24 protein-coding genes are annotated in these 22,807 nt (G+C 65.4%); 6 read left to right on the forward strand and 18 right to left on the reverse strand.

What is annotated here, in order from left to right; genetic code table 11:
- The first annotated feature begins 101 nt into the window (after positions 1 to 101).
- From L540_RS11330 to L540_RS11340, 3 genes are all read left to right on the forward strand, one after another.
- The gene (locus tag L540_RS11330; RefSeq protein WP_165590414.1) at positions 102 to 800 is read left to right on the forward strand and encodes a GntR family transcriptional regulator; all 699 of its coding nucleotides are present in this window, start codon (positions 102 to 104) and stop codon (positions 798 to 800) included.
- Between the two features lie 35 nt (positions 801 to 835).
- The gene (locus L540_RS11335) at positions 836 to 1,627 is read left to right on the forward strand and encodes an aminoglycoside adenylyltransferase family protein (RefSeq protein ID WP_043213208.1); all 792 of its coding nucleotides are present in this window, start codon (positions 836 to 838) and stop codon (positions 1,625 to 1,627) included.
- A gap of 66 nt (positions 1,628 to 1,693) precedes the next feature.
- Entirely contained in the window at positions 1,694 to 2,365 is a 672-nt protein-coding gene (locus L540_RS11340; protein ID WP_043213207.1) for a GntR family transcriptional regulator, read from the forward strand.
- A 167-nt stretch (positions 2,366 to 2,532) separates the two neighbouring features.
- Here L540_RS11340 and L540_RS11345 read toward each other — a convergent pair whose 3' ends face one another.
- From L540_RS11345 to L540_RS11380, 8 genes are all read right to left on the reverse strand, one after another.
- On the reverse strand, positions 2,533 to 3,525 hold the full coding sequence (locus L540_RS11345; RefSeq protein ID WP_043213204.1) for a Bug family tripartite tricarboxylate transporter substrate binding protein: 993 nt from the start codon (positions 3,523 to 3,525) through the stop codon (positions 2,533 to 2,535).
- Between the two features lie 23 nt (positions 3,526 to 3,548).
- Complete coding sequence (locus L540_RS11350; protein WP_131726031.1) at positions 3,549 to 4,274, reverse strand: maleate cis-trans isomerase family protein; 726 nt, start codon at positions 4,272 to 4,274, stop codon at positions 3,549 to 3,551.
- A 41-nt stretch (positions 4,275 to 4,315) separates the two neighbouring features.
- A complete protein-coding gene (locus tag L540_RS11355; protein WP_053073196.1) occupies positions 4,316 to 5,485 on the reverse strand; it encodes an FAD-dependent oxidoreductase in 1,170 nt (389 codons plus the stop codon).
- Between the two features lie 17 nt (positions 5,486 to 5,502).
- Positions 5,503 to 6,981, reverse strand: coding sequence for an aldehyde dehydrogenase (locus tag L540_RS11360; protein WP_109842504.1), 1,479 nt, complete (start codon positions 6,979 to 6,981; stop codon positions 5,503 to 5,505).
- Positions 6,982 to 7,529: 548 nt separating this feature from the next.
- Positions 7,530 to 8,918 carry an ATP-dependent RNA helicase DbpA gene (dbpA, locus tag L540_RS11365; RefSeq protein WP_043213713.1) on the reverse strand — a complete coding sequence of 463 codons (1,389 nt, stop codon included), beginning with the start codon at positions 8,916 to 8,918 and terminating at the stop codon, positions 7,530 to 7,532.
- A gap of 88 nt (positions 8,919 to 9,006) precedes the next feature.
- Positions 9,007 to 10,041 (reverse strand): DUF1254 domain-containing protein, encoded by a 1,035-nt coding sequence (locus L540_RS11370; protein WP_043213200.1) that lies wholly within the window; start codon positions 10,039 to 10,041, stop codon positions 9,007 to 9,009.
- A 167-nt stretch (positions 10,042 to 10,208) separates the two neighbouring features.
- On the reverse strand, positions 10,209 to 11,126 hold the full coding sequence (locus L540_RS11375; RefSeq protein WP_043213198.1) for an MBL fold metallo-hydrolase: 918 nt from the start codon (positions 11,124 to 11,126) through the stop codon (positions 10,209 to 10,211).
- Between the two features lie 65 nt (positions 11,127 to 11,191).
- Complete coding sequence (locus L540_RS11380) at positions 11,192 to 12,019, reverse strand: alpha/beta fold hydrolase (RefSeq protein ID WP_043213195.1); 828 nt, start codon at positions 12,017 to 12,019, stop codon at positions 11,192 to 11,194.
- A 258-nt stretch (positions 12,020 to 12,277) separates the two neighbouring features.
- On the opposite strand from L540_RS11380, the gene L540_RS11385 reads away from it, so the two are divergent.
- The 3 genes from L540_RS11385 (at position 12,278) to L540_RS11395 (ending at position 14,850) form a co-directional block, all read left to right on the forward strand.
- Positions 12,278 to 13,156, forward strand: coding sequence for an RNA polymerase sigma-70 factor (locus tag L540_RS11385; RefSeq protein WP_043213194.1), 879 nt, complete (start codon positions 12,278 to 12,280; stop codon positions 13,154 to 13,156).
- A gap of 106 nt (positions 13,157 to 13,262) precedes the next feature.
- Entirely contained in the window at positions 13,263 to 13,697 is a 435-nt protein-coding gene (locus tag L540_RS11390; protein ID WP_043213191.1) for a cupin domain-containing protein, read from the forward strand.
- Positions 13,698 to 13,854: 157 nt separating this feature from the next.
- Complete coding sequence (locus L540_RS11395; protein WP_043213189.1) at positions 13,855 to 14,850, forward strand: LysR family transcriptional regulator; 996 nt, start codon at positions 13,855 to 13,857, stop codon at positions 14,848 to 14,850.
- 3 nt (positions 14,851 to 14,853) lie between these two features.
- Here L540_RS11395 and L540_RS11400 read toward each other — a convergent pair whose 3' ends face one another.
- The 10 genes from L540_RS11400 to L540_RS11445 form a co-directional block, all read right to left on the reverse strand.
- Positions 14,854 to 15,348: an Ohr family peroxiredoxin gene (locus tag L540_RS11400; protein WP_043213186.1), complete on the reverse strand. Its 495-nt coding sequence runs from the start codon at positions 15,346 to 15,348 to the stop codon at positions 14,854 to 14,856.
- 2 nt (positions 15,349 to 15,350) lie between these two features.
- Positions 15,351 to 16,118 (reverse strand): SDR family oxidoreductase, encoded by a 768-nt coding sequence (locus tag L540_RS11405; RefSeq protein ID WP_043213184.1) that lies wholly within the window; start codon positions 16,116 to 16,118, stop codon positions 15,351 to 15,353.
- 9 nt (positions 16,119 to 16,127) lie between these two features.
- A complete protein-coding gene (locus L540_RS11410; protein WP_043213711.1) occupies positions 16,128 to 16,607 on the reverse strand; it encodes a carboxymuconolactone decarboxylase family protein in 480 nt (159 codons plus the stop codon).
- Between the two features lie 149 nt (positions 16,608 to 16,756).
- Entirely contained in the window at positions 16,757 to 17,017 is a 261-nt protein-coding gene (locus tag L540_RS11415) for a hypothetical protein (RefSeq protein WP_043213180.1), read from the reverse strand.
- A gap of 169 nt (positions 17,018 to 17,186) precedes the next feature.
- On the reverse strand, positions 17,187 to 18,095 hold the full coding sequence (locus L540_RS11420; protein ID WP_043213178.1) for an SDR family NAD(P)-dependent oxidoreductase: 909 nt from the start codon (positions 18,093 to 18,095) through the stop codon (positions 17,187 to 17,189).
- Positions 18,096 to 18,121: 26 nt separating this feature from the next.
- Positions 18,122 to 19,063, reverse strand: a complete 942-nt coding sequence (gene kce / locus L540_RS11425; RefSeq protein ID WP_043213176.1) for a 3,5-dioxohexanoate:acetyl-CoA acetone transferase — start codon at positions 19,061 to 19,063, stop codon at positions 18,122 to 18,124.
- 48 nt (positions 19,064 to 19,111) lie between these two features.
- On the reverse strand, positions 19,112 to 19,834 hold the full coding sequence (locus L540_RS11430) for an ABC transporter ATP-binding protein (protein ID WP_043213173.1): 723 nt from the start codon (positions 19,832 to 19,834) through the stop codon (positions 19,112 to 19,114).
- Positions 19,831 to 20,586, reverse strand: coding sequence for an ABC transporter ATP-binding protein (locus tag L540_RS11435; protein WP_043213171.1), 756 nt, complete (start codon positions 20,584 to 20,586; stop codon positions 19,831 to 19,833). Before L540_RS11435 ends, L540_RS11430 begins: the two co-directional genes overlap by 4 nt.
- The gene (locus L540_RS11440) at positions 20,583 to 21,860 is read right to left on the reverse strand and encodes a branched-chain amino acid ABC transporter permease (protein WP_043213170.1); all 1,278 of its coding nucleotides are present in this window, start codon (positions 21,858 to 21,860) and stop codon (positions 20,583 to 20,585) included. The genes L540_RS11435 and L540_RS11440 overlap by 4 nt, the downstream gene beginning before the upstream one ends.
- 4 nt (positions 21,861 to 21,864) lie before the next feature.
- Positions 21,865 to 22,806 (reverse strand): branched-chain amino acid ABC transporter permease, encoded by a 942-nt coding sequence (locus tag L540_RS11445; RefSeq protein ID WP_043213167.1) that lies wholly within the window; start codon positions 22,804 to 22,806, stop codon positions 21,865 to 21,867.
- Between the last annotated feature and the right edge of the window lies 1 nt (position 22,807).

The raw sequence follows: 22,807 nt of genomic DNA on the forward strand, positions 1-22,807 counted from the left end.
AAATATAATTTGTGTCAACGTAACAACTGTATCTCCGCCGCCGCCCTGCGCGGCGCCGGTTGTGTGGTATGAAGCTAAAACTTTCCGCAACGCCCCTATCGATGCCGCCCGATTCCCTCTCTCTTGACGATGCCGTCCCCGGCGAGCGCATTGCCCACAGCAGCCTGTCGTCCAAGGTCTATCAGTCTTTGCGCGCCTCCCTGGCCAACGGTGAATTGCTGCCCGGCCAGAAGCTGACCGGCCGCATGGTGTCCGAACGCCTAGGCGTGAGCCAGACACCCGTGCGCGAGGCCATGCTGCAACTGGTCGCCGAGCGCGCGCTGACCATGAACCTGAACCGCTCCGTCACGGTGCCGGTCCTGAGCAAGGCCCAGTTCATTGAATTGCGCGATATCCGCGTGGCGCTTGAACGCCTGGCCAGCCGCTGCGCCGCGCCCCACGCCAGCCCGGCGGCTATCGAAGCGGTCGAGGTCCTGCACCAACGCATGATCGCGGCCAAGCGCGCCGGCGACTATCCCGCCACCATGCGGCTGAACCGAGAGGTGCACTTCGCCATCTACCAGCTGAGCGAACGCCCGGAGCTGGTAGCCCTGATCGAATCGCTCTGGATACGCACCGGGCCTTATCTCAACCTCATCTATCACCACGTGGACCCAGCCGCGATCGAGCCCCATCCGCACGAGGGGCTGTTGGAGGCCCTGCGGGCCGGCGACCCCGAAGCCTGCGCCGCCGCGATCGAGCGCGACATCATCGATGGCGGCCGCGCCATCCTGGTGGGGCTGGAGGAAACGGCGGGCTGACCGGGCCCCGGCGCCCTGACGGCTATCATGGCGCCATGAACCGTCTCGTCCCCACCGAAATACGGCCACAGCTTTCCCTGGCGCTCGATGTCATCCAGCGCCACCTCCCCACGAGCCTGATGGCAGTCCATCTCTACGGCTCGGCGCTGTACGGCGGCCTCAAACCTCTGAGCGACATCGACCTCCTGGTGACCGCGAGCGCCAAGCTGGACGAGGCGCAACGGCGATCGCTGGTCGCCGACCTGCTGCGCATCTCGGCGCCGCCCGGCGACGACCCGGCATTGCGGGCCCTTGAAGTCACCCTGGTGCTTCACACCGATATCGCGCCGTGGCGCTATCCGCCCTTGCGGCATCTGCAATTCGGCGAATGGCAGCGACAGGACATCCTGGCCGGGATCATCGAGGCCGACACCCTCGATCCGGATCTGGCGATACTGTTCGCCAAGGCTCGCCAGCACAGCATCGCCTTGGTCGGCCCTCCCGCGGATCGCTTGTTCGCCCCCGTTCCCAAGACGGACTTTTACGCCGCGCTCTCCACCACGCTGGACCTCTGGCGCACGCCCGACGACTGGTCGGGGGACGAGCGGCACGTGCTGCTCACACTGGCGCGCGTCTGGTATAGCGCGGCCACCGGCGCCATCGCTCCGAAGGACATGGCGGCCGACTGGGCCTTGGCACGCCTGCCCGAAACATACCGGCCCCTGCTTTGGCAGGCCCGGCAAGCCTATCTCGGACATGCCCAAGACAGATTCGCCGCACAGGGCCAGGCCCTGACCGCCGCCATCCTACACATGAAAAGTAAAGCCGCCGCAGCCCTGGCCGGCTGAGGCGCGGCCGGGCCGCCCTCGTAAAAACGTTGACAGGTGAAAGCCGTCCTTCTACCTTTACGCCCCATGAAGGACAGGCCTATTACGACCATCGACAAAGACGGCATCGACGCACCGCTTACCGACGTGGTGTATCAGCGCATGCTGGACAGCATCTATGCTGGCGCGCTCGCCCCGGGCAGCGTGATCAACGAGGTCGAGCTCGCGCGCGAGTTCGGCGTCAGCCGCGGCCCGGTGCGCGAGGCCGTGCGCCGCCTGCAGGGCATCCAGATCGTCACGCGCGAGCCCTACACCAAGGCGCGCGTGGTCAGCATGACGGCCGCGTCCGCCCTGGAGCTGTTCCAGATGCGCATGGGCCTGGAGGGCGTGGCCTGTTTCCTGGCCACGCAACGCATGAGCGACGCCGATATCGAACAGTTGCAGCGCGACCTCGAAGCCCACCAGCGCGCCAGGCAAGACGGCGCCGAGCGCCACTTCGATCTGCACGAGCGCATCGTGCGGGCCAGCGGCAACAAGCGCATCATCACGGCGCTATGCGACGACCTCTACCATCTGCTGCGCATCTACCGCCGCCATTCGGGCTCCGTGCTCGAGCGCAAGGACGATGCCTTCGAAGAGCACTGGCAGATCGTGCGGGCCATCTCCCGGCGCGATGCGCGGCTCGCCGAGTCCCTCATGCGGTCGCACATCGAGCGCGCGGCCGACCACGTCGCCGCCCAACTCGGCGCCCTTCCGTAAGCCGCCCCCTCGCGTCTCTCCTCGTGCCGCTGACCAGGCGGGAGTCTGCCGGTCGCCGGAGCATCATTCCGGCGTCCGTGCGCCAGCGCCGCCGCGGACTTTGGCTTAAAACGATTGCCTATTGCTGCGCATCGTCGGCTCGTGTTCACGAATCGCCGCGTCGCGCTTCAATCGAGCGAAATACCGCCGGCCTTGACCTCGGCCGCCCAACGCCTGATCTCTTCGAGATGAAAGGTCTTCATCTCGTCGTAGGGCTTGAACCAGACTTCGAAGCCCGCCGCCTTGAGCGTATTGATCACCTCGGGTTCTTTCAGCACGCTGGCCACGGCATCGCTCCAGGCGCGCGCAATATTCTCTGGCAGTTTGGCCGGACCGTAGAGGCCAACCCAGGAATCGAGCGACAGCGTTGTCAAGCCGAGCTCGGTAAACGTGGGCACTTCCGGCAACTCGGCATCTCGTTGTTCACCGGTGATGGCCAGCGCGCGCAGCTTGCCGTCGCGGATATAGCCCGCGACGCTGCCGTAGGTGGCAGTACTGAAATCGATCTGGCCTCCCAGCAAGTCCACCATCAGAGGCGCGGAGCCTCTATAGGGAATGTGGTTGGCCTGCATGCCCGCGGCCCGCTGCAAGGCATCGCTGATGATGTGCGAAGAGGATCCCACGCTCGGCGAACCATAGTTCAGGTTCTGGCGCTTGCCCGCGGCCACCAAGTCCTGATAGGTCTTGATGGGTGAGTCCTTGCGCACCACCAGCAGATGCTTGGTCCGAGTAAGCATGGCCACGGGCGTGACGCCGCGGGCGATGTCGAAGGACGGCTTGGCGAACAGCGACGCATTGGTCGAATAGGTCTGGTTATTCCCCATCACCAGGGTGTAGCCATCGGGCGCGGCGCGCGCGCCTTCGGCCGTACCTATCATGCCGCCCGCCCCACCCTTGTTCTCGATGACGACCGTCTGGCCCCAACGGGTAGTGACGCCCTTGGCGGCGAGGCGGGCCACGATATCAGTAGTGCCGCCTGCCGGAAACGGCACGATCATCCTGATAGGTCTGTCGGGATAGTCCGGCAACGGCCGTTCGGCGTGCGCGCCAGCGCCCAGGCCAAGCATCGCGGCCAGGGCCAGCATGAGATGGCGGACGCCGCGTTTCGGATGGTTTTTCATTATGTTCCCCTTGAGTATTCGCGTCAGAGCAAGGCGCTGGGCAGGGCGGCTGCCATCCATGGCGCAATGTTGCCGCCGGGGATACGCCGTGCCAGGCTCCACACGCTGCAAAGATTGGAAGACAGCAATGGCGTGATGCCCTGGGCCTGATGCAGCGCTTCAAGGGTGCGCATCCCGGTACCGCTCATCACGACCGCGCCGCCCGCTTCGGTTCGGGTCTCGAGCAGAGCCCGCGCCACCTCCTCCGGCGTCACCGAGTAAGCCACCAACTTGTCGTCGAAGGCCTGGATGTGATCGACTTTGAAACCCGCGCTCTCCCAATAGGCCACGGCCAAATTGGTCAACCAGTTCGGATAGGGCGACAACAGGCTCAGCCGCTCGATACCGAGGGCCTTCAGGGCATGATAGAGCGCCATGCTGGCCGTCTCGACCGGCACCTCGGCCGCCTCCGACAGACGCTGGCACAGCGCCACGTCACCCTCAAACAACAGGCGATACTGCGGGCCGGTCATCGCCACGGCGATGGCATCGAGCTTGAGCGAGCCGAAACCTTTGATGCATTCGGCATAGGCTTGCACATAGCCACGATTGCGTGCGTCCAGGTCGCCAGGAATGACAGGCAGACGCATGGCGTGCAGGGCCACGCCAGCGGGCAGCAATGCGGGGTACTCGATCTCCACGGTGGGATTGGCTGGCGGAACCAGCACGCCCAGTCGGAACTCGGGATGGGGAAGAGAAGGTAGCGTCATGGAAACGGTCTATTGCAATGGGCGGTTCGGATGGCGAGGACTCAGGCGGAGAAATCCACCATGTCGAGCATGGCGGACTTGTAAAGATAATCGCGCGCATGGGCGGCATCACCAAGCAGCTGGCTGACACGCTCCATCCAGCTACCTTCTTGCGTCACCATGGCATCGGTGCGCGGCAAAAGGATCTCTCGGGCCACTTCCAGACGCCTGGCCGCAGCGAGAGCCAGGCCAGTCCGGTCGCCATCGCGCAGCGCGGTGACCATGGCGCGAGCCACGGCATCGCTATCGTGGATGCCGCAGTTCATGTTCATGCCGCCGCGCGTATTGGTCAGATGAGCCGCGTCGCCACACAAGAACACGCTGCCCTTGTGATTCTCGACGGCAACGGCCTTGCTCGCGCCGTAGACATCGCGGCCGACCAGGTCAGGCAAGCCGCCCATGGTCGGCACCAGCGCCTGCATGCGATCGAGGATCCACGCATCTTCCATGGCCTGCTCATCGCTGACCCCGGCCGGAACACGCAGGATGATGCGCCAGCAATCCGGCATCCGCAGGAAGCTGGCCGAATGCGTTTCGCTCACCAGATAGGTGATAGCCTGCATGCCCGGCAGAATGCGCTCCAGGCTGTCCGGCTCGGCTCGCGCGCGCAGCACGCGGCCCGGATAAGGCGTGGCGTCAAAAGCGATGCCCGCGGCCTCGCGCACACGGCTATGCGCGCCATCGGTGCCGATAAGATAGCGCGCCTGCAGTTTCCCCTGCCCTTGAGCGTGACTCAGGCTGACTGTCACCCCGTACTCGTCATTGGCCTCGATATCATCGAGCGCCGCGCCGAACAGCACGCGCGCGTTGGGCAGGCCGCGCAGCTTTTCCAGCAGCAGCGGCGTCAAACGCGATTGCTCCAGGTGCTTGCGGAAAGGATGGCTGGTCAGGCCCTTGAGTTCATCATAGGCAAGATTGCCTATCACGCCCCGCTCGGTACTGCGGTATTGCTGCGAGCCGACATGCTGGGCCTGGGTTTCCATGATGCCGAACACCCCCAGGCGGTCGAGAATGGCCAGCGTTGGGGGATGAAATGTCGAGGCCTTGGACGCTTGATTGAGCTGATCGCGCTTCTCCAGCAACAAGACCTGCACGCCGGCCTGTGCCAGCGTCAAGGCTGCCACCAGACCCACGGGTCCGGCGCCTGCCACGATAACTTCCGTCTTTTCCATCTTTGCGGTTCCCGCGCCTAACGGCGCACGAAGGGGTTGGGAATATTCGTTTCAGTGGAGATCCATACACTCTTGATCTCCATGTACTCGCGCATCCCGGCAATCCCGCATTCGCGGCCCACGCCGCTCATCTTGAAGCCGCCGAAGGGTGAGGTCACGCTGGTGGATCGATAGTTGTTGACCCATACGGTGCCGGCGCGGACGCGATTGGCCATGGCGAAGGCGCGCGTGATCGATTGCGTCCAGATGCCCGCGGCCAATCCGAACTGGATGTCATTGGCTATGCGCACCGCGTCGTCTTCGTCCTTGAAGCGGATGATGGACAACACCGGGCCGAAGACTTCTTCCTGCGCGATACGCATGCTGTTGTCCACGTCCACGAAAATGGTCGGCTGGAAGAACAGGCCCTTGGGACACTCGGGCACCGATGCCGGGCGGCCACCCAAGACCAGGCGCGCGCCGTCTTTCAAGGCAATATCCACATATGCCTTGACCTTTTCCAGCTGCGGCGCCGTCGAGATCGGCGCGATCTGCGTGCGGGGATCGGCCGGATGGCCAAAGCGCGCCCCGCCGACGATGTCCAGCAGCTTCTCGACGAAGGCATCATGGATGCTGTCCTGCACCAGCAGGCGCGAACCGGCCACGCAGGTCTGTCCGGAAGCCGCGAAAATACCGGCGATCGCCCCCTTGACGGCTTGGTCCAGGTCGGCGTCCTCGAACACGATATTGGGAGACTTGCCGCCCAGCTCCAGCGTCACGCGCTTCATGAGGCGGGCGGCCTTTTCGTTGATGATACGTCCGGCCTCAGGCCCGCCTGTGAACGCGATACGCTCGACATAGGGGTGGCTGATCAGCGCATCACCGACCTCGGCGCCCAGTCCGGTCACCACATTGAAAATGCCTTTCGGCGCGCCCGCCAGATCAAACAGCTTGGCCAGCTCAAGCAGCGAGGCGGAGGTGAACTCCGATGGTTTGCACACCACGGTATTGCCCGCGGCCAGGGCCGGGGCGATTTTCATGCTGGCCAGCGGCAATGGCGAATTCCAGGGCGTGATGCACGCCACCACGCCCAGGGGTTCGTACTTGGTGTAGTTGAAGACCCCAGACTTGTCGGTTGGAATGACCGACCCTTCCATCTTGTCGGCTAGGCCGCCATAGTAGTAATAGTAGTTGGCCATGTAGCGCATCTGCATCGACAGCTCGGCGATCAGCTTGCCGTTGTCGCGCTGCTCGACATAGGCGAGCCAATCCGCGTGCTCGGCCACCAGATCGCCGATGCGGCGCAACAGGGCGCCACGCGCGCTTGGCGTGTAGGCTGGCCATTCGCCTTGCGTGAATGCCCGATGCGCCGCCTCGACGGCGCGCGACACATCCCCGGCCGTGCCATGCGGAATGCGCGCCCAGACCTCCCCGCTGACCGGATCGACCGAATCCAGCATCGCTCCGTTCTCCCCATGCGTGAACTCGCCATCGATATACATCCCATAGTGCGCGATGCCGCTAGGATCGCTGGGCGTGGCCGCCAGCGTGGTGGCAGGAGGCGTGGCGTGAGTGACCGGGAGATGCATGACTAACGTCCTCAGGAATGTGCCGGCATCGACAACCGCGATGCCCGGAAAATAGCGCCGAACGCATGCGATCCCGGCGATTCGCCCGGCGGCATATCCGGAAAGGACGCGCTCATTAGTGTTGACAGGCTATCAAGCAACCCAAAAAAGTGTCAACTCTTTTGCGACTTAAGGATAAACCCTGGCATTACAAAAAAATGCCTTGTTTATAGGAAGATACGGCGAGAAGGAAGAAGGCGAATCGGGAAAACCCTAGGAAATAAGGCGTGACGGCACGCATCATCGCGCGCCGAAGATCCACATTCGCCTGAGCATAAGTGGCACCAAAGCTTCACCAGCATCCATTTACTGTTAACAGTAAGCATCGGCGCGCAAGCACCCTCCTGCGGCGCGAAGGGGCGGCCAAACTGAGGGAGGGAACATCCCCACGGGCCCGCGGGGAGAGGGAGAAACGCTGCCGGGCCGCGGCGCGGGGCTCAGAACGCTTCCAGAAAGCGCATGCGGAAGCGACGGCCCTTGATGTTGCTATTGGAGATGCGCGAGAAAGCCTGCTTGGCGATCTGGCGGTCCAGGGCGACATAGGCGGTGAACTCGGTGATATTGATCTTGCCCACCTGCTCGAATGTCAGGCCGCCGTCGCCGGTCAGGGCGCCGAGCAGGTCGCCAGGCCGCAGCTTGTCTTTCTTGCCGCCCTGGATGCACAAGGTGACCATGGGCGCGCGCAAGGGGCGGTCCGACTTGGGACGCAGCGTCTTGATATCGGCCCATTTGAGCGGCGCGCCCTGGTACTGCTCGATCAGATTGGCCCAGCGCATTTCCTCGGCCGAGCACAGGCTCAAGGCCAGCCCTTTCTGCTCGCCCCGGCCGCTGCGGCCGATGCGATGCACATGGACTTCGGTGTCCTTGGTCACGTCCACATTGATCACCGCGCCCAGGTTCTGGATGTCCAGCCCCCGCGCGGCCACATCGGTGGCCACCAGCACGGCGCAGCTCTGGTTGGCGAACTGGATCAGGATCTCGTCGCGCTCGCGCTGCTCCAGGTCGCCGTTGAGCGCCTGGGCGCTGATGCCCGCGGCCTGCAGGCGCTCGACCAGGTCGTGGCTGCGGATCTTGGTATTGCAGAACGCCAGCGTGGACAGGGGCCGGAAGTGCGCCAGCAGGGCGACCACGGCGTCCAGCCGCTCGTCCTCGCCGATTTCGTAGAAGATCTGCTCGATCTGGCTGGCGTCATGCTGGGCCTCGACCTTGACCTCGGCCGGGTTGCGCAGGAAGCGGGCGCTGAGCTTGCGGATATTGTCCGGATAGGTGGCCGAGAACAGCAGGGTCTGGCGCTTGAGCGGGCAATGCGAGGCAATGGCGGCGATATCGTCGTAGAACCCCATATCCACCATGCGGTCGGCTTCGTCGAGCACCAGGGTTTTCAGGCCAGACAGATCCAGGCTGCCGCGCGCCAGATGGTCCTGGATGCGGCCGGGCGTGCCCACCACCAGATGGGCGCCCCGGGCCAGCGACTCGGCCTGCGGACGCGCCGCGGCGCCGCCGCACAGGGTCAGGATCTTGACGTTGGGGATGAGCCGGGCCAGGCGGCGCAATTCCTGCGCGACCTGGTCGGCCAGTTCGCGGGTCGGGCACAGCACCAGCCCTTGCGGCACGAGGCGGCCGACATCCAGCGTCTGCAATACACCCAGGCCGAAGGCGGCAGTCTTGCCGCTGCCGGTCTTGGCCTGCGCGATCAGGTCGCGGCCCTCCAGGATGAGGGGCAGGCTCTGCGCCTGGATGGGCGTCATCTGCTCAAAGCCCAGGCTCTGCAGATTTTCCAGCAGCGCCGGCAGAAGCGGCAGGGAAGAAAAAGACGTATCGGTCACGATAGGAACGGATGGCGACATCCGCAAAAAAACAGGGTAGACCGACAGTGTATGCGCTGCGGCCCTTTGCTTGCCGCCGACGCGGCGACTAGCGCGCCACGAGCCGGGGTTCCGGGAAGCGCCAGCTGCCGTTCAGGATTTCCTCGCCCGGCTGATATAGCCTGACGGTGTAGTTCCAGCCGGGTGTCGTGGGCAGGCAATTGGGGATCTTGCCGTCGCAGCCCCCGAATTGGATGATGATCTTGCCATCGGCGTTTCGGCGCGAGGTCAGGTTATTCAAGGAGTAGGCGTCGTAGGGGTTTTTCTCGAAATATCCCTGCGCGTTATAGACGCTCACGGACCAGAAACCCTTGACCGGCACCGGGCCGACCTCCAGCCGGTAAATGGACTTGCCGTCATTGGTCGGCACCGCCCCGCCAAGATAGGTGGCATCCTTGGCCGGGTTACCGCCCCAGCCGACCGCGGCTCCGATCAAGTGGTCGATGGGGTCGACCGCGCCACGGGCGCCAAACGCCCGGTCGTAGTTGGGAAGCGTGGCGCCAAGGACCAGCAAGGCGTCGCGCACGGTCTTCTGGCTTTTCTGATCCCAATTCGGCACCTCGAATGTTCCGGCGCGCGCCTGGCTCACCTGGATCGCATCCTGCAAGGCATGCACTTGCTGCAGATCCTTGGGGTCGGCCGGGTCCGCGAGGATGCGGATCGCGACAAAGGCGTAGCGCGTGCCCACGGATTGCCGGGTCAGCGTATGCCGCCCGGCGCCATAGTAGACGGCCGGCACATAATGGTCTTGGCTGACCACCTGCATGGAAACGAAACGCTTGCCGGCCCGGGGCACGGTAATGGTGACCGGGGCGGCATCGAGATCGAACACCGCGCCGGAATACAGCGTATCGCGGTTCATCCGGATGATTTTCTGCGCCTCGATGGCGACCGGCTGCCGGTCATGGACGAACTTGCCAAAACTCCCGTCGGCGGCCATTTTCGCCATGTACAGGTCGGACTCCGCGCGGACAAAGTTGCCCACGCCCACCGTGGCCGCGCCGTCCGGGACAGGCTGCGCGGCCGCGCTCCCGAAGACCGCCGATACCAGGACAATGCCGCGCAAAATCGTGGAATATGACATCCGCATCCTCCGAGAGGTCTGATCCGCTGCCCGCGCCGCGGCCCAGGCATCCGGCGCCGGGCCGCCGCGGGCGGCACGATTGCACTGTACCGGATGCGATGGCGGCCCGCTGGCCGTTTTCAGCCCCCCGCGGCACCGCCATCAAGCCGGGACGATGCGCCGGCCGGTCAGTAATCCCAGATGACAGGCACCCAGCGATAGGCCTGGCCCTCGACCGCGACCCGCCCCAAGGACGGAAATGGCAGATGCGCGGCAACCAGCAGGCCGCGATTCTCGGCCAGCTCATTGAAAAGCGCGATCCGCACGCGCGCCGACTCTTGCGGATCGTGCTCAAAACCGTTGTGCCACTCCGGGTGATCGAACCCCACCGGAAATATCGCATCTCCGGCGAAGGTAAGCCGTTGGCCGCCGGATATCAGGTCGACCACGCTATGGCCTGGCGTATGGCCGCCCGTGAGGCGGGCCACCACGCCGGGAGCGACTTCGCGCGTGCGCTCGAACAGGCGCAGCCGGTCGCGATAGCTGTCGTAGAAGCTCTTGGCCGTGGAGCGCAGGACCGCGGGGACCGGCTTGGGCATGACCGTATGGCTGAAATCGGGCGAAGTCCAGAACGCCACCTCGGCCGCCGACACATGAATGCGGACGTCCGGGCGCAGGCCCTGCCTGACCTCATCCACGAGCAAGCCTCCCACGTGGTCCATATGCATGTGGGTGACGATCACATCGGTGATCGAGTCCAGGGCGATCCCGGCGGCCCGCAGACGCTGCGGCAGCTGCCCGGCCCGCGGAAAACCGGCGAACTGGCCGCCCAGGCCGGCGTCGATCAAGATGGTTTGTTCTCCACTGCGCGCCACCATGACGTTCAGCGGCCAATCGAAGGCGTCCGGCGGCATGAACATATGATCCAGCCAGCTGGCCAGGTCGGCCGGTGCGGCGTTGATCGCCATCGTGGCCGTGGGCAGCGGCAATACACCGTCGCTGATCACCAGCGCTTCGATCTCCCCGATGCGCAGCGCGTAGCGCGATGGCACCAGGTCCGTGGGTGTCTGGCTGGCGCTGGCGGCCGGCTTGCTTGCGGTAAGCATGTCAGTTTCTCCCTATGGGTTGGGCCCTGCCCGGGTGTCGGGCGGCGGCCCGGAATGAACAAGAATCAGGCGCGCAGAAAGGCCAGCAGATCCGCGTTGACGCGATCCTGCAGCGTGGCGGTAAGTCCGTGGGCGGCGCCGGGGTAATAGATTTCGGTTGCGTGCTTGACCAGCCGCGCGGCCTTCCTGGCCGAATCGTGCACCGGCACGATCTGGTCGTCCTCGCCATGCATGAACAAGGTCGGCACCTCGATCTTCTTCAGGTCTTCCGTGAAATCCGTCTCCGAAAAAGCCTTGATGCAGTCATAGGCGTTTTTCTGCCCGCTTTGCATGCTCCACAGCCAAAACTGGTCCAGCAGGCCTTGCGAGACCTGGGCGCCGGGCCGGTTGGCCCCATAGAAGGGGATGGCAAGATTCTTGTAGTACTGCGAGCGATCGCCCGCCACGCCCTTGCGTATCTCATCGAAAACCTCGATGGGCAGACCTTCCGGATTGGCGGCCGACTTGAGCATGACGGGAGGAACGGCTCCGATGAGCACCGCGCGCGCCACGCGCCTGTTGCCATGGCGGCCGATATAGCGCGCCACCTCGCCGCCGCCGGTGGAATGGCCGACCATGCTGATCTGCTTCAGATCCAGCGCCTCGATCAGCTGCGCCAGATCATCGGCGTAGCCATTCATGTCGTTGCCCGAGGACGCTTGCGAGGAGCGGCCGTGGCCGCGTCTGTCATGGGCGATCACGCGAAAGCCGTGGCGCGCCAGGAAGTGCATTTGCCCGTCCCAGGCATCCGCGTTGAGCGGCCAGCCGTGAGAAAAGGTGACAACGGGGCCCTCGCCCCAGTCCTTGTAGTAGATCTGTGTTCCATCCGAGGTGGTAATGATATTGCCGGTCATGGTCGATCTCCGGTTCGATTGAGGGAGGTGTCGCGCGATCCAGCCGTGGACCTTCGCGTCCTCGCTGGATGGAAGTCATGGTAGGCAGGCGCTCAGATGCCCGGTAGACATGCGCCGGGAAGCATGTTGTTGTGCGGCGCGCACCAATGCGGCCCGCGCCATGCGGCGCGATCATGTTCCGGCCGCGCTTGTCCTGCCCGTCGCGCTACGGCAAAATCCCCTGTCCGACGCTCTCATCCACGGGCGCCGACCCTTTCCATGACCGACTCCACCCTGTTATTCGACCGCCATCGCCCGCGCCTGTTCGGCATCGCCTATCGCATGCTGGGAGCCGTCGCCGAAGCCGAGGACGTCGTGCAGGACGCCTGGTTGCGCTGGCACGGCGCCGATCGTTCAGCGATCGACAACGCGGAAGCCTGGCTGGTGAGCGTCACCACGCGCCTGGCCATCGATCGCCTGCGCGCCGCCAAGGCCGAGCGCGAACACTATGTGGGCGTCTGGCTGCCCGAGCCCATGCTCATGGCCGCGCCCGCCACGCCGGAAGAGATCCATGAGCTGGCCGACGACGTCTCGGTGGCGTTTCTGTACATGCTCGAACAGCTCTCGCCCGACGCGCGCGCGGCCTTCGTGATGCGCGAGGTTCTCGACGCGGGCTACGGAGACATCGCCCGCACCCTCGACAAGACCGAGGCCGCGGCGCGGCAGCTCGTACACCGCGCCCGGCAGCAACTGCGCCGGGGCGCGCCGCGCCAGTCCGTGCCCCGCGCGACCCTGCAGCGCCTGCTGCTGGCCTTCTCCGAGGCCATGCAACGCAGCGATTTCCATGGCCTGCACGCCTTGCTGAGCGAGGACGCCGAACTCATCGGCGACGGTGGCGGCAAAGTCTCCAGCTTTGCCAGCCTGGTGGGCGGCAAGCGCCTCGCGCAACTCTTCTATGCCGGCAAGCGCCGCTACCGGGAGGCGTTGCATACCCGCGTGGTGCAGGTCAATGGCCAATGGACTTTGCTGCGCTTCGTCGACGGCGCGCTGGAGTCCGTGCAATCCTATGACACGGACGGGGAGCGCCTCACCCGCGTGCTGGTCCAACGCAATCCGGACAAGCTGGCGCGCATCGCCGCCGCGCTGGCGCGGCCCTGACGCGCCTGTTGCGCATCAGGCAACACCGTGCTCCCTTGTTTGTCTCTACCGCGGCGGCGCCCGCGTTCCTACCATGCTTCTGTCACGCCACCACCCAGGACAGATCATGACCAAACTCCCGCACTTTTACGCGCCGCTGTTGGCCGCCGGCGTCCTCTTGGGCTCCCTTGCCCACGCCGCCCCGGATCAGCATGCCGCGCCCGCCCGTCCCGCCGACCCCATCGTCACCGAGCTGATGACCCGCGCCCTGCCGCAGGCGGCCGGCAAGGAGGCCATGATGATCCTTGTCGACTATCCTCCCGGCGCGGCCGACCCCATTCACCGCCATGACGCCTCCGCCTTCGTCTACGTGCTTGAAGGCAGCATCGTCATGCAGGTCCAGGGAGGCCAGGAGGTCACCTTGACGCCGGGCCAGACTTTCTATGAAGGCCCCGAGGACGTGCACACGGTAGGCCGCAATGCCAGCAAGACCCAGCCGGCCCGGTTCCTCGCCGTGCTGATCAAAAAACAGGGCGCGCCCGCCCTCATCCCAACAAACTAGGGACGCATTAAATACCTTCTGGCGCATCCCATTCCAGGCTCGTCCGGACAGACTCCCCGCGTGGGAGTCACTTTTTTTGGGGCGTCCCCGTCACAAAACGCCCCACGCAACCGTCTTAGGAGATAGGATCAACCCAAGCCGCGGCGCCGCCACCACCATGTCGACTCCCCAACCCGACCCATCAATCCCCACACCCCCGGCCTCGCTGGCCGACACCTTCGCCGCCAGCTACGCCGGCGTCATGGCCTTTATCGCCGTGGCCACGGAAGGCAATTTCGCCAAGGCCGCGGACCGCCTGGGCATCGGCCGCTCCGCCGTCAGCCGCAGCGTGCAGAAGCTCGAAGACCAGTTGGGCGTCCGGCTGTTCGTGCGCACGACGCGCAACACCTCGCTGACGGCAGAAGGCAAGCGGTTCTATGAGCAATGCCAGCCCGGCGTCGAACGCATCATCCGGGCCCTGGATGACATGCGCGAATTGCGCGACGGCCCGCCCACGGGCCAGCTGCGCGTCTGCTCCACGGTCGGGTTCGGCCGCAAGATCGTCGCGCCGCTGCTCAAGGGGTTCCGGGAGGCCTATCCGGCCATTTCGGTGGAACTGCTGCTCGATGACGCCCCCACCGACTTCGCCGCCGACCGCGTCGACCTGTCATTCCGCAACGGCCGCATGGACGACAGCCAGGTCATCGCCAAGAAGATCATCCCCATGCAGATGATGCTCTGCGCCTCGCCCGACTACCTCGCCCGGCACGGCACGCCGGCCAGCGTGGACGAACTGTCCCGCCACCGCTGCGTGAATTTCCTGTTCGCCTCGGGCCGCGTCTATGAGTGGGAGTTCAAGATTGACGGCCAGATACGCAAGTTCGCGCCGCCCGCCATGCTGACTTTCAATGATGCCGACCTCGTGCTCCAGGCAGTGCTCGACGGGCACGGCATCGCCCAGATGGCCGGCTACCAGGTCTGCGAGCATCTGCGCGCCGGCAGGCTGGCCTCCTTCCTGCCGCAATATGCGCCCGACGACCGGGGCCACTACCTGTGCTTTCTGAGCCGCCAGCACCTGCCGGCCCGCATGCGCCTGTTCATCGACTACATGACCGAACACATCCGCGCGCTCGATTTGCTGAGCATGGACAGCCTGCTCGCCCGGCCGGCCTAGCCGCTATTGCGTCAGGACAAGCACGCTCTCTATCCCGTCCTGGGTCATCTTGACGTAGGGGCAAAGGCGCTCGGTATTGCGCAGCAATTCCTCGGCCACCGGCCTGGCCACGCCCGGCAAATGAAGATTGACCTCCGCCCTCAAGGCGAACAGGCCGTCGACCGGATCGCGGCCAAACGCCACGCTGGCCGTGACGGAAGCCTCGCCCAGCGCCACGCCGGCGCGTTCGGCCAGCATGGCCAGCGCCCCATGAAAACAGGCGGCATAGCCCGCGGCGAACAACTGCTCGGGATTGGTCCCCCCGCCCGAGCCTCCCAGCTCCACCGGCAGCCGCAATTCCACGAGCAGCTCGCCATCATCGGAGATGGCGATGCCGCTGGCGCGGCCGTGCCCGGCCTGCCCGCCGCGCACGGTCACGCTGGTCGTATAGAGCGGCTGAAAGTCTCTGCCCCGGTACTTATCCAGGAGAGACTGCGCGGGCGGGCGCGGTCCGCTCATCGCTAACCCTGGGCCTGGCCTCGGGTCGGCGCGCCCGATCGCTCGAACCAGGTCTCGAAGTCGATCGATCCCAGACGCGGGCCGGGAAGCAGCGTGTCTTCGTCGAGCAAGGCGCCGAAATAGCGCGCGCCCGGGTCGGCGTGCAAGGCGCGCGTATCGCCCATCTTGTCCATATAGCGCCGCGCCAGCTCCGCCAGCGGCACCCGGTCCGGACCGGCGATTTCCACCGTGTCGTTCAAGGGCGGCGCCAAGGCCACGTCGGCCATGGCCTGCGCCACGTCGTCCGAGGCGATGGGCTGCACGAAGGCGCGGGCCAGGCGCACCTCATCGCCCACCGTCCCGGACTGCACGATTCCGCCCAGAAACTCGAAGAACTGCGTGCTTTGAACGATGGTGTAGGGGATATTTCCCGCCTTGATCAGGTTTTCCTGGGCGATCTTGCCGCGGAAATACCCGCTGTCGGCCAGCCGGTGCGTGCCCACCACGGACAGGGCCACATGATGGCGCACGCCCGCGCGCGCCTCGGCCGCCAGCAGATTGCGGCCCGAGGTCTGGAAAAACGCCAGCACCGCCTGGTCTTCGAAAGAGGGCGAGTTGGCCACATCCACCACCGTCTCCACCCCCGCCAGGGCCGCATCCAGCCCCTCTCCGGTGAGGGTATTGACGCCGGTCGCGGGCGAGGCGGCGATCGCCTCGTGGCCGCGCGCGATCAGCCGTTTCACGAGTTTCGAGCCAATCAGGCCCGTGCCGCCAATGACGAGGATCTTCATGGCGGCTCCTTAGTTGAACTTGGCCTTGTCCAGGCCATAGGCCTTGTCGGCCGATCCCGGCACGGTCCGGAACCCCACGTTCAACCGGTTCCAGCCATTGATCGCCATCACCGCGAAGCTCAAATCGGAGATTTCTTTCTCCGACAGCTGCTCGCGCACGCGCTCATACACCTCGTCGGGCACGCCATGCGCCCCCAGCGTGGTCAGCGCCTCGGTCCAGGCCAGGCAGGCCCGCTCGCGCGGCGAGAACTCGGCCGACTCCCGCCAGATGGCGACATGATGCAGGCGCAGCTCGTGTTCGCCATGGATCTTGGCCTGTTTGACGTGCATATCCAGGCAGAAGCCGCAGCCATTGATCTGCGAGGCGCGGATTTCGATCAGATCCAGGATGGACTGCTCGATCGCGCCGGACTTCAGCAGCATGCCGAATTCGACAAACTTCTTGAACAGTTCGGGAGACTGCGCGAACGCATTGACACGTTGACTCATGATGATTCCTCCGAGGGCCGCCGGCGGGTGCCGGCCGATGATGAACACACGGCCTCATCGTAGGTTTGGGGAGTCAAGGGCGGAAGACCTGGAGAGGGGATCACGATGTTGCCCCGGCGGCAACAATCGCCGGGCCGGCCCCGACGGTCTCAGTTCCGGTTGATCCAGTCCTGGGTGTCCTGGATGAACCAGGGCAGGATCAGGCGCTCGCCCTCGCCCGACTGTATGGTCAGGCGGCGGCCCGACAAATCCCCGCCGCCGTTTGCCTGCGTGGCGGAGGACGGCTGGCTGCGGTAGTCCATGGAACTCGGCCGGGGCGGATGGTCCGCGCCGCAGCCGGCGAGCGATGCGCATGCCGCCATGGCGAGAATGGCCAGCCATGACCGCGCGGCGAAGTGGGTGGTCTTCATAGGCGTCTGCTTCCTGCTGGGACGGGCCCGGGAGGGCTGACACCACTATAACGCGGACGTCTGCCCTGCCTTGCCTTGCGTCCCTCGGATGGGCCCGACGCCTGCGCCGATGTGCGCAACAAGTTCCGCTCCCGTCTCCTCCCCGGCGCCAGGGGCCCGCGTGTGGCGCTCAGAGCACGCCAGGCAGGGCCATCTCGAAACCCGCCTTGGCCAGCTCGAACTGGCATTGCTCGAACCCGGTGGACGGCACGAGTTCGCCATCGCGGTCCCGGATCTCGGCCAGGCGCTCCCGGATCTGCCCGGCGGCATCATCGGATTCGCCGATAAAGATGCCGCGCGTCATGGTGATGTGGGCGGCCTCGACGCTGCCGCCGCCGGCCAGCAGGATGCAGCGGCTGGGCGCATCCTGGTCGACAAGCGCCACCAGCGCCGGGCTGACCTCGGCCGGCGCCAGCCGCGCCATGGCCTCGGGCGTGAGCACGCCCTCGGTCATGCCGGTGGCCGCCGTGGGCGCCAGGCAATTGACGCGGATACCGTACCTCTCGCCTTCCAGCGCAAGCGTCTGCATCAGTCCGACCAGCGCCATTTTCGCGGCGCTATAGTTGGCCTGGCCGAAATTGCCGTAGAGGCCGGAGGACGAGGTCGTCAGGACGACCCGGCCATAACGCTGGGCGCGCATGGTTTCCCAGGCGGCCTTGACGCAATGGACACTGCCCATCAGATGCACGTCCATCACTACCCGAAAATCGTCCAGCGACATCTTGGAAAAGCTCTTGTCGCGCAAGATGCCGGCATTATTCACCAGGATATCCAACGTGCCCCAGCGCGCGACCGCGCCGGCCACCATCTCCTGCACGGCGTCATAGTCCCTGACGTCCGCGCCGGCGGCCACGGCCTCGCCCCCCTGGCGGCGGATTTCCTCCACTACGGCGCTGGCCGGCGACCCGGCATGCGCGCCGGCCACATCATTGACCACCACGCGCGCGCCCTGCCGCGCCAGTTCCAGGGCGTGGGCGCGGCCCAGTCCGCTGCCGGCTCCCGTGACAAGGGCAACGCGGCCCTGTAGTACTTTCTTCATCAATGCTCCAGTGAGTGTCCGCGCGGTCAGAAACCGACCGCGTCCCTGCCCTTGAGGCCCAGCATGGCGCGCGCCTCGTCCGGCGTAGCGATCTCCAATGACAAGGCTTCCAGGATAAGCCGGATGCGGGCGACTTGCTCGGCGCAGGATTTGGCCAATTGGCCCTTGGCCAGGTAGAGGCTGTCCTCCAGGCCCACGCGCACATTGCCGCCCATGATGGCGCCCATGGTCACCAGGGGCATTTGGTGGCGGCCCGCGCCCAGCACCGAGAACCGGTAGCCGTCGCGCCCGAACAGTCGGTCGGCGGTGGTCTTCATCGTGGCGAGGTTCTCCGGATCTGGCCCCATGCCGCCCAGGATGCCGTAGATGCTCTGTATGAAAAGCGGCCCCTGCACCAGCCCCTCGTCGACGAAGTGCGCCAGGTTGTACAGATGCCCCAGGTCATAGCACTCGAATTCAAAGCGCGTGCCGCAATCCTCGCCCAGCACTTTGAGAATGTGGCGGATGTCGCGAAAGGTATTGCGGAAGATCAAGTCCTCCATGCCCTCGACATAGGGGCGCTCCCAGTCATGGCGCCATTGCGAGATGCGCCGGGCGGCGGGATGGATGGAGAAGTTCATCGACCCCATGTTCAGCGAACACATCTCGGGCTTGGCGCGCAAGGGATAGGCCAGGCGTTCTTCCAGGGTCATGCGCGTGCTGCCGCCAGTGGTGATGTTGATCACCGCATCGGTGGCGTCGCGGATGCGCGGCACGAACTGGTCGAAGATGGCGGGATCGGCGCTGGGCCGGCCGTCGCGCGGGTCGCGGGCATGCAGATGCAGGATGGCCGCGCCGGCGCGCGCCGCCTCGATCGCCTGTTCGGCGATCTGCTCGGGCGTGAGCGGAAGATGCTCGGACATGGTCGGCGTATGCACCGATCCGGTTACCGCGCAGGAGATGATCACCTTGTCTTGGCTATTCTTCATGTCGATATCAGCTTCGCTAGGATGAGAAATCGGAAAAGCCGGCGGCGCTCATACCGCCAGCCATTGGGAAACCAGCGCCTCATTCGTGCCCAGTTCCTGCGGGCTGCCCTCGAAGACGATGCGGCCGTGGCCCATGACGCATATCCGCGTGGAGACCTTGAGCGCGATCGTCAGTTTCTGCTCGACCAGCACCACGGAGACGCCCTTGCGATGCATATCCCGGATGCATTCGCCGACCTGGGCGACGATCTTGGGCGCCAGCCCCTCGGTGGGCTCGTCGATCAGCATCACCAGCGGATTGCCCAGCAGGGAACGGCAGATGGTCAGCATCTGCTGTTCGCCGCCCGACATGCTGCCGGCCTTGGTGTTGCGGCGCTCTTTCAGGCGCGGGAAATAGTCGAACATCTGCTCCACCGTCCAGCGGTGGGCACCGGGCACGGGCGGCTGCTCTCCCATGCGCAGGTTCTCGTCCACCGTCAGGTTGGCGAAGACTTCGCGCTCTTCGGGCACATAGGCCAGGCCCGCGCGGCAGATCGCATAAGGACGCGCGCCCGCCAGCTCGCGCCCGCGCAGACGGACCTGCCCCGCGCTCGGCCTCACCAGGCCCATGATGGCCTTCATGGTGGTCGAGCGGCCCGAGCCGTTGCGGCCCACCAGGCTGACGACCTCGCCGCGTCCGACCTGCAAGTCCACGCCATGCAGGACATGGCTTTTGCCGTAATGCGCGTGCAGGTTTTCGACGCTCAGCAGCGTCGTGCTCTCGGCCTTCATGCTGTCACCTCATCGCCCAGGTAGGCCTCGCGCACCGCCGCGTTGGAGCGGATCTCGCTCGGCGCGCCGGTGGCCACCACCTGCCCATACACCAGCACGCTGATGCGATCGCTCAGGGAAAAGACCACATCCATGTCATGCTCGACAATCATGAGCGTGCGTCCCGCCGTGGCCTCGCGTATGAGTTCGGAGGTATAGGCGGTCTCTTCTTGCGACATCCCCGCCATGGGCTCATCCAGCAGGATGACCCTGGGGTCGGAGGCCAGCGTCATGGCGATCTCCAGCGAGCGCTGCTCGGAGTAGGCCAGCTCGCCGGCAATCGCATGGGCCTTGGCCGTCAGGCGCACCAGATCGAGCAGGCGTTCGGTCTCGGCGCGAATGCGGCGGTCCCGGTCGATGAACTTCCAGAACACATATTGCAGGCCATGGGCGCGCATGACGGCCAGGCGCAGGTTTTCATAGGTGCTCAGGCGAGGAAAGAGATTGGTGATCTGGAAAGAGCGCGCCAGGCCATGGCGATTGATCGCCTGGGGCGCGTCGCCGGCGATCTCGCGGCCTTGCAGGCGGATCGAGCCCGAGGTGGGCGCCAGATGGCCCGACACCAGATGAAACAGCGTCGATTTGCCGGCGCCATTGGGGCCGATGAGCGCATGCCGCTCGCCCTCGCGCACCTCCAGGTCCACGCCGCGGATGATCTCGGTCTGCCCGAAGGACTTGCAGAGATTCCGGATACTCAGAATGGCTGTGCTCATGCCGCCTCCCTGCGACCCTGCGCGCCCGCCCTCGGGCAAGGGGTATCGGCGGCGTCCCGGGCCGCCAGGCGTGCGCGGCAACGCCAGGCCAACAGGCCGGCGGCCAGGAACAGCCCGGCCGGCAGCGCCCAGGTCGCGGCCGACGCGACCGGCCAGGCATGGCCATACAGGCTGACATCCGGCCAGGCGCCATCGGAGCCAAGCCGCAGCATCCCGCGGTATTCCTGCGAAAACAGGCGTTGCAGCAACTCGACCAGAAAGACCGTGCCCGCCGTGGCGGCCGCCGCCGCGGCCAGCGCCAGCAGGAATACCGGGATCATCCGGGCCAGGCCATGGCGCCGGCACAAGCCGGCGGCCAGCCCGGCCAGGCCGCTCAAGCCGGTCGGCATGAACATCATCACGAGCACGAACAAAATGCCTTGGTAGAGCAACCAGGAGCGTGTCATGTCGGATACGGCATAGCCGAAGAAGGTCATCAGCGCCGCGCCCAGGGCCGGCCCCAGGAAAACCTGGACGCCGCCGATATAGGTATTGAGGACAGCGGCGGCCGATAGCGCCGGGTCGAAGACGACGTAGTTCGCCGACTCGTTCGAGATAACCTGCAGGCTGCCGGCCACGCCGGAGAACATGGCCGACAAGGCAAAGACCAGCGTGGCCAGGCCATGCACGTTGTAGCCCAGGAAGCGCAGCCTATGGCTGTTCTCGCGCAAACCCAGCGTCAGTCTGCCCAAGGGCGTGCGCGTCAGGAAGTACAGCGCCGCCAGGGATAGCAATACCCAGGCCAGGGTCAGGTAATACACCTGTGTGGTGGACCCGAAGTCCAGGCCCCAGGCCGGCATGCGCATGGTCGAAAGCCCCGCCTCGCCGCCGAAAACGCCTTTCAGGTGCGGGGCCAGGGAATGCACAAGCTCGGCGATGGCCAGCGTGATCATGGCGAAATAGGTGCCGCTGCGCTGCGTGGCGAACCATCCCGCCACCCCGCCGAAGACCAGGCCGGCGGCGGCGCCGGCCAGGGGCATCAAGGGCGTGGGCAACAGCCCGGCGCCGCCGATGGCGTTCATGGCATGCACGGTGGCGAAGGCGCCCACGCCGAAATAGGCCGCATGGCCAAAGGACAGCATGCCGGCCTGGCCGCAGAGCAGGTTGTAGGCGCTGGCGAACAGGGCGGCGATCAGCATCTGGATGGCGGCATTGAGCAGCCCCTGCGACAACAGAAAGGGCAGCGCGGCCATCAGGACAAGCGCGGCCAGGACAGAAATCAAACGGGTTTTCATCACGTCAGCTCTTCTCGCCCAGCAGGCCGCCGGGCCGCAGCAGCAGGATCAACAACATCAACGCGAAAGGCAGGGTCGCCGCCAGGCTGGACAGCTTGAGGGTCATCAGCCCCCCCAGGCTGCGCGCCCATTCGCCCGCGCCCACCAGGGCCAGCGCGTCGGCCAGGCTGCTGTCCACGGTCACGGCCAGCGAGGTGATGACGCCGATCAAGAGCGAGGCCAGCATGGCCCCGGCCAGGGAGCCCAGGCCGCCCACCACGACCACCACGAACACCATCACGCCCAACTCCAGCGCCATATTGGGATTGGTGGTGTAGAAGGCGCCGGCGACCGCGCCCGCCAGTCCAGCCAGGGCCGCGCCCGCGCCGAACACCCCCATGAATACCCGCGGCACGTTGTGCCCCAGGGCTTCGGCCATTTGGGGTTTGTAGATGGCCGATCGCACCACGATGCCGACCCGCGTGCGCGTCAAAACCAGATAGATCGCCGCGAACATCGCGATCGCCACGCCTCCCATCAACAGGCGATAGAAGGGATATTGCGTCGCGCCGATGCTGAATGCCGAAAAATCCAGCGAGGGCGGTATCCGGTAATCGACGGGATAGTTGCCGTAGAAGAGCTTGACGGACTCGGCGATGATGAAGGACAGGCCGAAAGTCAGCAGCAGCTCATGCGCATGGCCATGGCGATGCACCCGGCGCAGGAAGTAACGCTCGACCACCACGCCGATCACGCCGACCAGAAGCGGCGAAACGACCACGGCCGCCCAGAAGCCGATGACCCCCTGCAGGGTATAGGCAAAGTAGGCGCCCAGCATGTAGAAGGAGGCGTGCGCGAAGTTGAGCACGCCCATCATGCCGAAAATGAGCGTCAAGCCGGCCGACACCATGAACAGCACCAGCCCGTAGACGATGCCGTTCATCAAGGAGAACAGAATCTGTTCCATG

The sequence above is a fragment of the Bordetella pseudohinzii genome, assembly GCF_000657795.2.
GTDB lineage: Bacteria > Pseudomonadota > Gammaproteobacteria > Burkholderiales > Burkholderiaceae_B > Bordetella > Bordetella pseudohinzii.

What these genes read in the sequence shown, in the direction of transcription:
- L540_RS11330 (WP_165590414.1), top strand. Translation starts at nt 102, where the DNA reads ATGCCGCCCGATTCCCTCTCTCTTGACGATGCCGTCCCCGGCGAGCGC.
- L540_RS11335 (WP_043213208.1), top strand. Translation starts at nt 836, where the DNA reads ATGAACCGTCTCGTCCCCACCGAAATACGGCCACAGCTTTCCCTGGCG.
- L540_RS11340 (WP_043213207.1), top strand. Translation starts at nt 1,694, where the DNA reads ATGAAGGACAGGCCTATTACGACCATCGACAAAGACGGCATCGACGCA.
- L540_RS11345 (WP_043213204.1), bottom strand. Translation starts at nt 3,525, where the DNA reads ATGAAAAACCATCCGAAACGCGGCGTCCGCCATCTCATGCTGGCCCTG.
- L540_RS11350 (WP_131726031.1), bottom strand. Translation starts at nt 4,274, where the DNA reads ATGACGCTACCTTCTCTTCCCCATCCCGAGTTCCGACTGGGCGTGCTG.
- L540_RS11355 (WP_053073196.1), bottom strand. Translation starts at nt 5,485, where the DNA reads ATGGAAAAGACGGAAGTTATCGTGGCAGGCGCCGGACCCGTGGGTCTG.
- L540_RS11370 (WP_043213200.1), bottom strand. Translation starts at nt 10,041, where the DNA reads ATGTCATATTCCACGATTTTGCGCGGCATTGTCCTGGTATCGGCGGTC.
- L540_RS11375 (WP_043213198.1), bottom strand. Translation starts at nt 11,126, where the DNA reads ATGCTTACCGCAAGCAAGCCGGCCGCCAGCGCCAGCCAGACACCCACG.
- L540_RS11380 (WP_043213195.1), bottom strand. Translation starts at nt 12,019, where the DNA reads ATGACCGGCAATATCATTACCACCTCGGATGGAACACAGATCTACTAC.
- L540_RS11385 (WP_043213194.1), top strand. Translation starts at nt 12,278, where the DNA reads ATGACCGACTCCACCCTGTTATTCGACCGCCATCGCCCGCGCCTGTTC.
- L540_RS11390 (WP_043213191.1), top strand. Translation starts at nt 13,263, where the DNA reads ATGACCAAACTCCCGCACTTTTACGCGCCGCTGTTGGCCGCCGGCGTC.
- L540_RS11395 (WP_043213189.1), top strand. Translation starts at nt 13,855, where the DNA reads ATGTCGACTCCCCAACCCGACCCATCAATCCCCACACCCCCGGCCTCG.
- L540_RS11400 (WP_043213186.1), bottom strand. Translation starts at nt 15,348, where the DNA reads ATGAGCGGACCGCGCCCGCCCGCGCAGTCTCTCCTGGATAAGTACCGG.
- L540_RS11405 (WP_043213184.1), bottom strand. Translation starts at nt 16,118, where the DNA reads ATGAAGATCCTCGTCATTGGCGGCACGGGCCTGATTGGCTCGAAACTC.
- L540_RS11410 (WP_043213711.1), bottom strand. Translation starts at nt 16,607, where the DNA reads ATGAGTCAACGTGTCAATGCGTTCGCGCAGTCTCCCGAACTGTTCAAG.
- L540_RS11415 (WP_043213180.1), bottom strand. Translation starts at nt 17,017, where the DNA reads ATGAAGACCACCCACTTCGCCGCGCGGTCATGGCTGGCCATTCTCGCC.
- L540_RS11420 (WP_043213178.1), bottom strand. Translation starts at nt 18,095, where the DNA reads ATGAAGAAAGTACTACAGGGCCGCGTTGCCCTTGTCACGGGAGCCGGC.
- kce (WP_043213176.1), bottom strand. Translation starts at nt 19,063, where the DNA reads ATGAAGAATAGCCAAGACAAGGTGATCATCTCCTGCGCGGTAACCGGA.
- L540_RS11430 (WP_043213173.1), bottom strand. Translation starts at nt 19,834, where the DNA reads ATGAAGGCCGAGAGCACGACGCTGCTGAGCGTCGAAAACCTGCACGCG.
- L540_RS11435 (WP_043213171.1), bottom strand. Translation starts at nt 20,586, where the DNA reads ATGAGCACAGCCATTCTGAGTATCCGGAATCTCTGCAAGTCCTTCGGG.
- L540_RS11440 (WP_043213170.1), bottom strand. Translation starts at nt 21,860, where the DNA reads ATGAAAACCCGTTTGATTTCTGTCCTGGCCGCGCTTGTCCTGATGGCC.
- L540_RS11445 (WP_043213167.1), bottom strand. Translation starts at nt 22,806, where the DNA reads ATGGAACAGATTCTGTTCTCCTTGATGAACGGCATCGTCTACGGGCTG.